The organism is Streptomyces sp. NPDC002446, from assembly GCF_053595675.1.
Genome location: NZ_JBSFYC010000044.1, coordinates 32,855 through 46,033, shown reverse-complemented (window position 1 = coordinate 46,033; position 13,179 = coordinate 32,855). Strand labels below are relative to the sequence as shown.

10 protein-coding genes are annotated in these 13,179 nt (G+C 72.1%); 9 read left to right on the top strand and 1 reads right to left on the bottom strand.

The genetic code is table 11. The annotated features are described in order from the left end of the window. Positions 1–233: 233 nt before the first annotated feature. On the bottom strand, positions 234–794 hold the full coding sequence (locus tag ACWD6P_RS23755) for a beta-class carbonic anhydrase (RefSeq protein ID WP_451446159.1): 561 nt from the start codon (positions 792–794) through the stop codon (positions 234–236). A gap of 423 nt (positions 795–1,217) precedes the next feature. Here ACWD6P_RS23755 and rsmH point away from each other — a divergent pair, with 423 nt between their 5' ends. The 9 genes from rsmH (at position 1,218) to murG (ending at position 13,179) form a co-directional block, all read left to right on the top strand. After that, on the top strand, positions 1,218–2,186 hold the full coding sequence (gene rsmH / locus ACWD6P_RS23750; protein ID WP_451446158.1) for a 16S rRNA (cytosine(1402)-N(4))-methyltransferase RsmH: 969 nt from the start codon (positions 1,218–1,220) through the stop codon (positions 2,184–2,186). Beyond that, complete coding sequence (locus tag ACWD6P_RS23745) at positions 2,183–2,893, top strand: septum formation initiator family protein (RefSeq protein ID WP_451446157.1); 711 nt, start codon at positions 2,183–2,185, stop codon at positions 2,891–2,893. Before rsmH ends, ACWD6P_RS23745 begins: the two co-directional genes overlap by 4 nt. Before the next feature lie 7 nt (positions 2,894–2,900). After that, entirely contained in the window at positions 2,901–4,907 is a 2,007-nt protein-coding gene (locus ACWD6P_RS23740) for a peptidoglycan D,D-transpeptidase FtsI family protein (RefSeq protein WP_451446156.1), read from the top strand. 18 nt (positions 4,908–4,925) lie between these two features. Further along, positions 4,926–6,671: a UDP-N-acetylmuramoyl-L-alanyl-D-glutamate--2,6-diaminopimelate ligase gene (locus tag ACWD6P_RS23735; protein ID WP_451446155.1), complete on the top strand. Its 1,746-nt coding sequence runs from the start codon at positions 4,926–4,928 to the stop codon at positions 6,669–6,671. A 62-nt stretch (positions 6,672–6,733) separates the two neighbouring features. Then, positions 6,734–8,176, top strand: coding sequence for a UDP-N-acetylmuramoyl-tripeptide--D-alanyl-D-alanine ligase (locus tag ACWD6P_RS23730; protein ID WP_451446154.1), 1,443 nt, complete (start codon positions 6,734–6,736; stop codon positions 8,174–8,176). 5 nt (positions 8,177–8,181) lie between these two features. Further along, entirely contained in the window at positions 8,182–9,246 is a 1,065-nt protein-coding gene (gene mraY, locus ACWD6P_RS23725) for a phospho-N-acetylmuramoyl-pentapeptide-transferase (protein ID WP_451446175.1), read from the top strand. A 29-nt stretch (positions 9,247–9,275) separates the two neighbouring features. Then, positions 9,276–10,685 (top strand): UDP-N-acetylmuramoyl-L-alanine--D-glutamate ligase, encoded by a 1,410-nt coding sequence (gene murD / locus ACWD6P_RS23720; protein WP_451446174.1) that lies wholly within the window; start codon positions 9,276–9,278, stop codon positions 10,683–10,685. A gap of 58 nt (positions 10,686–10,743) precedes the next feature. Continuing rightward, positions 10,744–12,081, top strand: a complete 1,338-nt coding sequence (ftsW, locus tag ACWD6P_RS23715) for a putative lipid II flippase FtsW (protein ID WP_451446153.1) — start codon at positions 10,744–10,746, stop codon at positions 12,079–12,081. A 6-nt stretch (positions 12,082–12,087) separates the two neighbouring features. Further along, on the top strand, positions 12,088–13,179 hold the full coding sequence (gene murG / locus ACWD6P_RS23710; RefSeq protein WP_451446152.1) for an undecaprenyldiphospho-muramoylpentapeptide beta-N-acetylglucosaminyltransferase: 1,092 nt from the start codon (positions 12,088–12,090) through the stop codon (positions 13,177–13,179).

The following is a 13,179-nucleotide window of genomic DNA, read 5'->3' as shown; positions in this document are numbered from 1 at the left end:
CTCGGCCCTCCTCGGCCCTTCACTGCGAGCCGATGCCCCCCTGCGGACCCGGCCCTCCCCGAAAACGCGCGTCCCGCCCGGCCACCGCCGACACGACGTCACCCACGCATTCTCGCTGCCCGCGCGTCCCCGCGTCATGGCCTGTGGATAACTCGCCATGTGATCTCCGGGGCATCCCGGCGAACCCGGCCTTTCGGTACGGGTCGGCACATCCGCCGGGCCACTCGCGCAGGTCAGGCCCGCGGCTCGATCTCCCGCAGCAGACCCGTTGTCACATCGAACACAAAGCCGCGGACGTCGTCGGTGTGCAGGAGGAAGGGCGAGGTGCGCACCCGCTGCATGGACTGCCGCACGTCCTCGTCGAGATCCTTGAACGCCTCGACGGCCCAGGTGGGGCGCTGGCCGACCTCGTCCGCCAGCTCGTGGCGGAAGTCCTCGGTCAGATTGAGCAGACCGCAGCCGGTGTGGTGGATGAGGACGACGGAGCGGGTGCCCAGCGCCCGCTGGCTGATCGTCAGGGAGCGGATGATGTCGTCGGTGACCACACCGCCGGCGTTGCGGATGGTGTGGCAGTCGCCGAGCTCCAGGCCGAGCGCGGCGTGCAGGTCGAGGCGGGCGTCCATACAGGCCACGACGGCGACCTTGAGGACGGGCCGGGCGTCCATGCCGGGGTCGGTGAAAGCGGCGGCATAGCGCTGGTTCGCCTCGACGAGGCGGTCGGTGACGGTGCCACCGCTACGGACGGTGGCCCCCTCGGCGGACTGGGGCAGCGGCTTCGACGCAGGTATGGGCATGGAATCAAGGTAATCGCCGCAGGCCGTTCCGGCCGCATGAGACCCGGGCATAGGGGGCAACGTCACTCCTTGTGAGGTAATGCACAGGCCCTTCGGCGCCCCCGTCCGGGTGAGAAGCCCGTCGCGGGGCCCGTGGGAAAGCCGTCGCAGGACGCGCGGAACCAGTTGATTGACCGGGGCAGCCGGTGGACTAAAGTGGCGCGAAGTGGGAGGCGTGACGCTCTCCTTGGATAGCGGAATTCCTCGCGTGCGCGCATCGTACGTACGGCTCGGCCTCCTCCCGCTCCCATGGTCTTCCGACGTCACTTCCCCGTCGCCGGAGGGCCGCTTCCCCTTCAGAGCGGGCGGGGACCAAGCGGTACGTGCGGCATCCCCCAGCCAGCGGCCGGGGGACCCACCCGCCGCCCGGCCATCGGAAGGCGCATGAGCAGCAATACTCGCCACGTACCCGTCATGCTCCAGCGTTGCCTGGACATGCTCGCCCCCGCGCTCGCCGAGCCCGGTGCGGTCGTCGTCGACTGCACCCTCGGCCTCGGGGGGCACAGCGAGGCACTGCTCTCCGCCTTCCCGGCGGCCCGCCTCATCGCCCTCGACCGCGACCCGGCCGCCCTGAAGCTCGCCGGCGAGCGCCTGGCCCCCTACGGCGAACGCGCCACGCTGGTGCACGCGGTCTACGACGAGCTCCCCGAGGTCCTCGACCGGCTCGGGACCCCGCGCGTCCAGGGCGTGCTGTTCGACCTCGGCGTCTCCTCCATGCAGCTCGACGAGGCCGACCGCGGCTTCGCGTACGCGCAGGACGCCCCGCTGGACATGCGGATGGACCAGACGACCGGCATCAGCGCCGCCGATGTCCTCAACACCTACGCGCCCGGTGAGCTGGTGCGGATCCTGCGCTCCTACGGAGAGGAGAAGCAGGCCAAGCGGATCGTGGCGGCCGTCGTCCGCGAGCGGGCCAAGGAGCCGTTCACCAACAGCGCGCGGCTGGTCGAGCTGATCCGCGACGCGCTGCCGCAGGCCGCCAAGCGCACCGGCGGCAACCCCGCCAAGCGCACGTTCCAGGCGCTGCGCATCGAGGTCAACGGTGAGCTCGCGTGTGTGGAGCGGGCCATTCCGGCCGCCGTGAAGGCGCTCGCGGTGGGCGGCCGGATCGCCGTGCTCTCGTACCACTCACTGGAGGACCGGCTGGTCAAGCAGGTCTTCGCGGCCGGTGCGAGCAACACCGCGCCGCCCGGCCTGCCGGTGGTCCCCGAGCGCTACCAGCCCCGCCTCAAGCTGCTGACCCGCGGCGCGGAGCTCCCCACGGAGGAGGAGATCGCCGAGAACCGCCGCGCGGCCCCCGCCCGGCTGCGCGGCGCGGAGCGCATCCGTGAGAACGCCGAGGACACCCCGTGAGAGGCCAGGGGCGGCCGCGAGGCGGACAGAAGCGGCTCTCCGCGCTGTTCCCCGCCTCCGCCGCCCCGGGCACCGCGGCCCGCACTCCCTTCGTGCTCCTGATCGTCGTCCTGCTCGGCTCCGGACTGATCACGCTGCTGGTGCTCAACTCCGCGCTCAACCAAGGGTCGTTCGAGCTCAGCAAACTGGAGCGGAAGACCGACGAGCTGACGGACGAGCAGCAGGCGCTGCAGCAGGAGGTGGACGCCTACTCCGCCCCGGGCGCGCTGGAGCGCCGCGCCCGCGGGCTGGGGATGGTGCCCGGCGGCACCCCGGCGTTCCTGCTCCCGGACGGCACGGTGCTCGGCCGGCCGCACGTGGCCACGTCCGCGGGGGCGCCGCTGAGCACCTCCGCCGAGCCGTCGGCGGCCTCGCTGCTGGGCGCCAGGACGCTGACCGCCCCGTCCGGCGCGCCGCGGCCGCCGGTCGCGCCGCCCTCGGTCGAGCCGCCGGTCCCGCTCTCGTCCGCCACGCTCAGCCCGCGCAGCGCCCCGGCCGCGGGCGGCACCGCGCTCACCCCCGGTCTCCCGGCCCCCGCCGCACCCCGTGCCCCCGGTGCCGCTCCCGCATCCCCGGCCTCCGCCGCCCCGCGCGTACCGCCCGGCATCGGCGCCCCCGCCGCACCCGGCTCCGCGCCCGCCCCCTCCCCGACGACCTCCGGCAGGTGATCGCGGTATGACCGAGCCCAGGGATCCCCGCCGGGTACCGCGCCCCGCCCAGCGCGCGGGACGGGACCGGAACCGCCCCGGCCGGCCGGCCGCCGCCAAGCGCCCCGCGTCCCGGCCCGGCGCGCCCCGGCAGGCCGCCTCCCGGGCCGCCGGCCGCCCCGCCCCCCGCTCCGGGCCGCCGGCGCTCCGCCTGGCCAGCCCGCGCCCCCGGCTGCGGCTGGTCGCCCTCGGGCTGACGCTGATCATGCTGGTCTTCGTCGTACGGCTCTTCCAGGTGCAGGCCGTGGACGCCGGGGCGTACGCCGCCAAGGCCAACGAGAACCGCTATGTACCGGTCAAGCTGGCCGCCGAGCGCGGTGCGATCACCGACCGCAACGGCGTGAACCTGGCCACCACCGTGGACGCGTACGACATCACCGCCGACCCGAGCCTGCTGGCGCCCGACAAGACCAAGATCGACGACGCCCCGCAGCGGGCCGCCGCGCTGCTGGCCCCGATCCTCGGCGAGGACAGGGAAACCCTCGCCGGCAAGCTCGACCGGCCCAAGGCCCGCTACGTCCTGCTCTCCCGGCAGCGGACCCCGCAGACCTGGAAGCGGATCAAGGACCTCCGCAACACCCTCGACGCCAAGGCGGCCGCCGCCCCGAAGAACGCGCCCCGCCCCAACGTCCTGGTCGGGATCTTCGCCGACAAGCACAGCGAGCGGCGCTACCCGAACAAGAAGCTCGCCTCCGGCGTCCTCGGCTTCGTCAACAGCGCGGGCAAGGGCGGCGGCGGCCTGGAGGCGCGTCTGGACAAGTCGCTGGCCGGCAAGGACGGCAAGCTCGTCTACGCCCAGTCCGGCGGCCGCCGGGTGCCCACCGCCGACACCCAGGAGCACCCCGCCGTCCCCGGCACCGCCATCGAGCTGACCCTGGACCGCGACATCCAGTGGGCGGCCGAGCAGGCCATCGGCAAACAGGTCGCCAAGTCCGGGGCCGACCGCGGCTATGTCGTCGTCCAGGACACCCGCACCGGCGAGATCCTGGCGCTGGCCAATTCGCCCGGCTTCGACCCCAACAACATCGCCAAGGCCGACCCGGAGGCGCTGGGCAACGCCGCGCTCTCCGACGCGTACGAGCCGGGGTCCACCAGCAAGCTGATGTCCATGGCGGCCGTACTGGAGGAGGGCGTCGCCACCCCGTCCACCCGGGTCACCGTGCCCAACCGGCTGCACCGCGGCGACCGGCTCTTCGCCGACGACGTCGACCACGCGACCTGGCACCTGACGCTCAACGGCGTGCTCGCCAAGTCCAGCAACATCGGCACGATCCTCGCGACCGGCCAGCTCGGCAGGACCCAGTCCCAGGCCAACCGGGTCCTCTACTCCTACCTGCGCAAGTTCGGCATCGGCAGGCCGACCGGGCTGGGTTTCCCCGGGGAGACCGCCGGCATCCTGGCCAAGCCGCAGGACTGGAACACCTCGCAGCAGTACACGATCCCCTTCGGCCAGGGGCTGTCCCTCAACGCCGTACAGGCCGCCTCCGTCTACTCCACCATCGCCAACGGGGGCGAACGCATCGCCCCCACCCTGGTCCGCGGCAGCACCGGACCCGACGGCCACTACGTCCCGGCGCCCAGGCCGGCGAAGAACCGCGTGGTCAGCAAGGAGACCGCGAGCACGCTGGCCACCATGCTGGAGTCGGTGGTGGACGACGAGGAGGGCACCGGGGCCAAGGCGAAGATCGACGGCTACCGGGTCGGCGGCAAGACCGGCACGTCCAACCGGGTGGACCCCAAAACGGGCCGCTACCACGGCTACACCGCCTCCTTCGCCGGTTTCGCGCCCGCCGACAAGCCCCGGATCACGGTCTACTGCGCCGTGCAGAATCCCACCAAGGGCAGTTACTTCGGCGGCCAGGTCTGCGGCCCGATCTACCAGCAGGTCATGGCGTTCGCGCTGAAAACCCTCCAGGTCCCGCCGACCGGTGCCAAGCCCCCGCGGCTGCCGGTCACCTTCACGCCAGGCCAATGAAATCGAGGCAATTCCGCCGTGACGACCATCACCCCCGCCGGGACCCCCGAGCCCCGAAGCCGCACCTCCACACAACCCTCACTTCGCCCCGGGCACGATCGGCCCGGTACGCTCACCGCCGTGTCACACGCTGATCAGTCCCCGAAAGCCCAGCACGCCGAGAAGGGCGGCCCCGGCACCTACCCGGGAGCACCGCGCCCTGAACAGGTCCGCCCCACCCCCCTGGCGGACCTCGCCGAGCAGCTGGGCACCCCGGCCCCCGCCGCCGCGGGCCACACCGATGTCCTCGTCACCGGGATCACCCATGACTCCCGGGCGGTCCGGCCCGGCGACGTCTACGCCGCGCTGCCCGGCGCCCGGCTGCACGGTGCCGACTTCGTCGCCCAGGCTGCCGACCTCGGCGCCGCGGCGATCCTGACCGACCCGGCGGGCGCCGAGCGCGCCGCCGCGACCGGCCTGCCGGTCCTGGCCGTCGAGAACCCCCGCGCGCGGATGGGCGCCCTGGCCGTCTCGATCTACGGCGCCCCGGGCGAGGACCTGCTCCAGATCGGCATCACCGGCACCTCCGGCAAGACCACCACCGCCTACCTCATCGAGGGCGGGCTGCGGGCCGCGGCCGCCAAGCGCCCCGACGGGGGGCTGACCGGCCTGATCGGCACCGTCGAGACCCGTATCGGCGACGAGCGCCTCAAGTCCGAGCGCACCACCCCCGAGGCCACCGACCTGCAGGCGCTGTTCGCCGTCATGCGGGAGCGCGGCGTCCGCGCCCTGGCCATGGAGGTCTCCAGCCACGCACTGGTCCTGGGCCGGGTCGACGGCTGCGTCTTCGACGTCGCGATCTTCAACAACCTCAGCCCGGAGCACATGGAGTTCCACTCCGGCATGGAGGACTACTTCCAGGCCAAGGCCCAGCTGTTCACCAAGGCCCGCAGCCGCGCCGGGGTCGTGAACCTCGACGACGAGTACGGCAAGCGGCTGGCCGAGGGCGAGTCCGAGGTCCCGGTCACCACCTTCTCCGCCGAGGGCCACCCGGACGCCGACTGGCGCGCCGCGGACGTCGAGGTCGGCGCGCTCGGCTCGACCTTCACCGTGCACGGCCCGGACGGGCAGACCCTGCAGGCCGCGTCCCCGATCGCCGGCCCGTTCAACGTCGCCAACGCGCTCGCCGCGATCGTCTCGCTGGTCGTCGCCGGCATCGACCCGCAGACCGCGGCCGACGGTGTCGCGGCGGTGCCCGGCGTCCCCGGCCGTCTGGAGCGCATCGACGCCGGCCAGCCGTATCTGGCGGTGGTCGACTACGCGCACAAGACGGACGCCGTCGAATCGGTCCTGCGCGCACTGCGCAAGGTCACCGACGGCAAGCTGCACGCCGTGCTCGGCTGCGGCGGCGACCGCGACCCGCACAAGCGGGCCCCCATGGGCGCCGCGGTGGCCCGCCTCGCCGACACGGCCATCCTGACCTCCGACAACCCGCGGGGCGAGGACCCCCTCGCGATCCTCGCCACCATGCTCGCGGGCGCCGCCGAGGTGCCGGTCCACGAGCGCGGCACGGTGCTGGTCGAGGAGGAGCGGTCCGCCGCCATCGCCGCCGCCGTCGCCCGCGCCGAGCCCGGCGACACCGTGATCGTCGCGGGCAAGGGCCATGAGCAGGGCCAGGACATCGCCGGAGTGGTCCGCCCCTTCGACGACCGTCAGGTGCTGCGTGATGCCATCGAGGACTCGCTGAAGTCGCCGCAGTCACCGCAGCCGAACCACCAGGGATGACACACCGCCATGCGCGCACAATCCTCTCGCCGTCACCGCCTGCCCCGCACGGGGGGTGACCTGTGATCTCCCTGTCGCTCGCCGAGATCGCGAGCATCGTCGGCGGGCAGCCGCACGACATACCGGACCCCGGCCGCCAGGTCACCGGCCCGGTCGTCACCGACTCCCGCGCGGTACGCCCCGGCGGCCTGTTCGTGGCCTTCGCCGGGGAACGCGTCGACGGCCACGACTTCGCGCAGGTCGCCGTGGAAGCGGGCGCGGTGGCCGTCCTGGCCGCCCGCCCCCTCGGCCTCCCCGCCATCGTGGTCGACGACGTCACCGCCGCGCTCGGCGCGCTCGCCCGTGCCGTCGTCGAGCGGCTGGGCACCACCGTCGTGGGCCTCACCGGCTCGGCCGGCAAGACCAGCACCAAGGACCTGATCGCCCAGCTGCTGCAGCGGCACGGCCCGACGGTCTGGCCGGAGGGCAACCTCAACAACGAGATCGGGCTGCCGCTGACCGCGCTGCGCGCCGATGAGACCACCCGCCACCTCGTCCTGGAGATGGGCGCCCGCGGCGTCGGGCACATCCGCTACCTCGCCGAGCTGACCCCGCCGAGGATCGGTGTGGTGCTCAACGTGGGCAGCGCGCACATCGGCGAGTTCGGCGGCCGTGAGCGGATCGCCGAGGCGAAGGGCGAACTCGTCGAGTCGCTGCCGGTGGCCGAGGACGGGGGCATCGCGGTGCTCAACGCGGACGATCCGTACGTCCGCGCCATGGCGTCGCGCACCAAGGCCCGCACGGTCCTGTTCGGCGAGGCCGAGGACGCCGCCGTACGCGCCGAGAATGTCCGGCTCACCGAGCTCGGACAGCCCGCCTTCACGCTTCACACACCCTCCGGGTGCAGCGATGTGACCATGCGGCTGTACGGTGAGCACCACGTGTCGAACGCGCTCGCCGCGGCCGCCGTCGCCCATGAGTTGGGCATGCCCGTAGACGAGATCGCCAGCGCGCTCTCCGAAGCCGGCACGCTCTCCCGCTGGCGTATGGAGGTCACCGAGCGCGCGGACGGCGTGACGGTCGTCAACGACGCCTACAACGCGAACCCGGAGTCCATGCGAGCGGCGCTGCGAGCGCTGGTCGCGATGGGCGCAGCCGCCAAGGCGAAGGGCGGTCGTACGTGGGCGGTGCTCGGTGAGATGGCCGAGCTCGGTGAGGAGTCACTCGCCGAACACGACGCGGTCGGGCGGCTGGTCGTCCGGCTCAACGTCAGCAAGCTCGTGGCAGTCGGCGGCAGGGAAGCGGCCTGGCTCGACATGGGCGCCAAGAACGAGGGTTCGTGGGGTGAGGAGTCGGTGCACGTGTCCGACGCGCGGGCGGCGGTCGACCTGTTGCGCAGCGAGCTGCGACCGGGAGACGTCGTGCTGGTGAAGGCGTCCAGGTCGGTGGGGCTGGAGCGGGTCGCCGCAGCATTGCTGGACGACGAGGGCGTTGTGGGCGCTGAGGGTGGAGCCGCGTCCCGATGAACTCGATGAAGCAGATCCTCTTCTCCGGAATGATCGGGCTCTTCCTGACCCTGATCGGCACTCCGCTGCTGATCAAGCTGCTGGCCAAGAAGGGGTACGGGCAGTTCATCCGCGATGACGGCCCGCGTACCCACGGCAGCAAGAAGGGGACGCCCACCATGGGCGGTATCTCCTTCATCCTCGCCACGATCATCGCCTACGTCGTGACGAAGGTGATCACCTCCAGCGATCCGACCTTCTCCGGTGTGCTGGTGCTGTTCCTCTTCGCGGGCATGGGCCTGGTCGGCTTCCTCGACGACTACATCAAGATCGTCAAGCAGCGTTCGCTGGGCCTGCGGGCCAAGGCGAAGATGGCCGGCCAGCTGATCGTCGGTATCGCCTTCGCGGTGCTCTCGCTGCAGTTCGCGGACCTGCGCGGACAGACCCCGGCCTCGGACCGGCTGTCCTTCACCCAGGACTTCGGCTGGCAGATCGGCCCGGTGATCTTCGTGATCTGGGCGCTGTTCATGATCCTGGCGATGTCCAACGGCGTGAACCTCACCGACGGCCTCGACGGCCTGGCCACCGGCGCCTCGGTGATGGTCTTCGGCGCGTACACGTTCATCGGCATCTGGCAGCACCAGGAGTCCTGCGCCAACCAGATCACGGCCGGGCCCGGCTGCTACGAGGTGCGTGATCCACTCGACCTCGCGGTCGTCGCGTCCGCGCTGATGGGTGCCTGCTTCGGCTTCCTGTGGTGGAACACCTCGCCCGCCAAGATCTTCATGGGCGACACCGGTTCGCTGGCCCTGGGCGGCGCGCTGGCCGGTCTGGCGATCTGCTCCCGTACGGAGCTGCTGCTCGCCCTCCTCGGCGGACTCTTCGTCCTGATCACCATGTCCGTGGTCATCCAGGTCGGCTCCTTCAAGCTGACCGGCAAGCGGGTCTTCAGGATGGCGCCACTCCAGCACCACTTCGAACTCAAGGGGTGGTCGGAAGTCCTTGTGGTGGTCCGGTTCTGGATCATCCAGGGCATGTGCGTGATCGTCGGACTCGGCATCTTCTACGGCGGCTGGCAGGCGGCGAAGTGACCACGCCCCCTCCGGTGGACTTCGCCGGTATGCACATCACCGTCGCCGGCCTGGGCGTGAGCGGCGTGCCCGCCGCCCGCGCGCTGGCCGGCCTCGGCGCCCACGTCACCGTCGTCAACAGCAGCGACGGCGAGCGTGAGCGGGCGCAGGCGGCGGAGCTCGTGGAGCTGGGGGTCACCGTCCGCCTGGGCGACGGCGACACCCTCCCCGAGGGCACCGAGCTGATCGTCACCACCCCCGGGTGGAAGCCCACCAGCCCGCTGTTCCTCGCGGCCGGGGAGGCGGGCATCGAGGTGTGGGGCGACGTCGAGCTGGCCTGGCGGCTGCGGGGTCCCGACTCCGCGCCCTGGCTGGCGGTCACCGGCACCAACGGCAAGACCACCACCGTCCAGATGCTGGCCTCGATCCTGGAGGCGGCCGGTCTGCGGACCGCGGCCGTCGGCAACATCGGGGTCCCGCTCGTCGACGTGGTGCTCGGCGAGGGACGGGAGCAGGGCACGTCGTACGACGTGCTCGCCGTCGAGCTCTCCAGCTACCAGCTGCACTGGGCTCCCTCGGTACGGGCGCACTCCGCGGCCGTCCTCAACCTCGCCCCCGACCACCTGGACTGGCACGGCTCCATGGCGGCCTACGCCGCCGACAAGGGCCGCATCTACGAGGGCAACACCATCGCCTGCGTCTACAACGTCGCCGATCCGGCGACCGAGGAGCTGGTCCGGGCGGCCGACGTCGAGGAGGGCTGCCGCGCGATCGGCTTCACCCTCGGCACCCCCGGCCCCTCCCAGCTGGGCGTCGTCGAGGGAATCCTCGTCGACCGCGCCTTCGTCGAGAACCGCCACAAGCAGGCCCAGGAGCTCGCGGAGGTCTCGGACGTCCAGCCCGCGGCCCCGCACAACATCGCCAACGCCCTCGCGGCGGCGGCGCTGGCCAGGGCCTTCGGTGTGGCCCCCGCCGCGGTGCGCGACGGACTGCGCGCCTTCCACCCGGACGCCCACCGCATCCAGCACATCGCGGACACCGGCGGCGTCGCCTATGTCGACGACTCCAAGGCCACCAACACCCACGCCGCCGAGGCGTCGTTGGCGGCGTACGAGCACATCGTGTGGATCGCCGGCGGGCTCGCCAAGGGTGCGACCTTCGACGAGCTGGTGCAGAAGTCCGCGGCCCGCCTGCGCGGGGCGGTGCTGATCGGCGCCGATCGGGCGCTGATTCGCGAAGCCCTGGCGCGACACGCGCCCGATGTCCCGGTGGTCGACCTCGACCGGACCGACACTGGGGCGATGTCCGAGGCGGTCCGGGAAGCGACCCGTCTGGCCGAGCCCGGCGACACCGTCCTGCTGGCTCCGGCCTGTGCCTCGATGGACATGTTCGTCAATTACAACAAGCGGGGCGACGCCTTCGCCGAAGCGGTCCGTGAGCTGGCCGCAGGGGACCAGTAGACCGTTTCTCCCCGCTGTCGCCGGACCGGCGGCGAGCGCACCCGTGGAGGCGACGAGGATGACGGCCCGATCGGCGAAGGCGGTGCCGCGACCGCCCCGCCGGACCACTACGGTGCGCCCGCCGCGGGGCGGCCGCTCGCCGGGCGGCCCGCGCGGGCTCCCCACCCGGCTGAAGCGGGCCTGGGACCGCCCGCTGACCGCGTACTACCTCATCCTCGGCGGCAGCCTGCTGATCACCGTCCTGGGTCTGGTGATGGTCTACTCGGCGTCCCAGATCAAGGCGCTGCAGTCCGGACTGGCCCCGACGTTCTTCTTCCGCAAACAGCTCCTCGCGGCCGTCCTCGGCGGCGTGCTGCTGCTGGTCGCCGCCCGGCTGCCGGCACGGCTGCACCGCATGCTGGCCTACCCGCTGCTGGCCGGCTCGGTGTTCCTGATGTGCCTGGTGCAGATTCCGGACATAGGGGTCGCGGTCAACGGCAACCAGAACTGGATCAGCCTCGGCGGGCCTTTCCAGATGCAACCAAGCGAGTTCGGCAAGCTCGCGCTGGTCCTGTGGGGCGCCGATCTGCTGGCCCGCAAGTACGACAGGAAGCTGCTGGTGCAGTGGAAGCATCTGCTGGTGCCGCTGATCCCGGTGGCCTTCCTGCTGCTCGGGCTGATCATGCTCGGCGGCGACATGGGCACCGCGATCATTCTCACGGCGATCCTCTTCGGGCTGCTGTGGCTGGCCGGAGCGCCGACCCGGCTGTTCGTGGGGGTGCTGGGCGCCGCCGCGGCGATCGGAGCCCTGCTGATCATGACGAGCGCCAACCGGATGTCCCGGCTGGCGTGCATCGGCGCGACCGATCCGGGCCCCGGTGACCAGTGCTGGCAGGCCGTGCACGGGATCTATGCCCTCGCATCCGGCGGATTCTTCGGTTCCGGGCTCGGTGCGAGTATGGAAAAATGGGGTGAACTCCCTGAACCGCACACCGACTTCATCTTCGCCATCACCGGGGAGGAACTGGGTCTGGCGGGGACGCTGTCGGTGCTCGCCCTCTTCGCGGCTCTAGGCTATGCGGGTATCCGCGTGGCCGGACGCACGGAGGACCCCTTCGTACGGTACGCCGCGGGAGGCGTGACCACCTGGATCACGGCCCAGGCCGTGATCAACATCGGTGCGGTGCTCGGCCTGCTGCCGATCGCCGGTGTCCCGCTCCCGCTGTTCTCCTACGGAGGCTCCGCCCTGCTGCCCACGATGTTCGCCATCGGGCTGCTGATCGCCTTCGCGCGTGACGAGCCCGCTGCGCGGGCGGCGTTGGCCATGCGGCAGCCGGTCTTCGGAAGGAGACCGGCTGGGGTGAGATGGAAGACGATGAGACGGCGCGTCAAGAAGCGGCCGTCCGGAGAGCGGTGAATTTCGGTGCATGTCGTACTCGCCGGTGGGGGGACCGCCGGCCACATCGAGCCCGCGCTCGCCCTCGCGGACGCACTGCGGAGGCAGGACCCCACGGTGGGGATCACGGCACTCGGCACGGAGCGCGGGCTGGAGACCCGGCTCGTCCCGGAGCGCGGCTATGAGCTGGGTCTCATCCCGGCCGTACCGCTGCCGCGCAAGCCCACCCCCGAGCTGATCACCGTCCCCGGGCGGCTGCGCGGCACGATCAAGGCCGCCGAGCAGATCCTGGAGCGCACGAAGGCGGACTGTGTGGTCGGCTTCGGCGGCTATGTGGCGCTGCCCGGCTATCTGGCCGCCAAGCGGCTCGGGGTGCCGATCATCGTCCACGAGGCCAACGCCCGCCCCGGTCTGGCCAACAAGATCGGCTCGCGGTACGCCAAGTTCGTCGCCGTCAGCACCCCCGACAGCAAGCTGCGCGGCGCCCGCTACGTCGGCATTCCGCTGCGCCGCACCATCGCCACCCTCGACCGCGCCGCCGTCCGTCCCGAGGCGCGGGCCGCCTTCGGCCTCGACCCCAACCTGCCGACGCTCCTGGTGTCCGGCGGATCCCAGGGCGCCCGCCGCCTGAACGAGGTCATCCAGGCCGCCGTTCCGGCCCTGCAGCGCGCCGGCATCCAGGTCCTGCACGCGGTCGGCCCGAAGAACGAATTGCCGCATGTGGACAACATGCCCGGGATGCCCCCCTATGTGCCGGTACCGTACGTGGACCGGATGGATCTCGCGTACGCCGCGGCCGACATGATGCTCTGCCGCGCGGGCGCGATGACCGTCGCCGAGTTGTCCGCCGTCGGGCTCCCGGCCGCCTTCGTCCCGCTGCCCATCGGCAACGGCGAGCAGCGGCTCAACGCCCAGCCGCTGGTCAACGCCGGCGGGGGGCTGCTGGTCGACGACGCCCAGCTGACCCCGGACTGGGTGCAGAGCAGCGTGCTCCCGGTTCTGGCCGATCCGCACCGGCTGTACGAGATGTCCCGCGCGGCCTCCGAGTTCGGCCGCCGGGACGCCGACGAGCTGCTGGTCGGCATGGTCTACGAGGCGATCGCGCAGCACGGCAAGTAG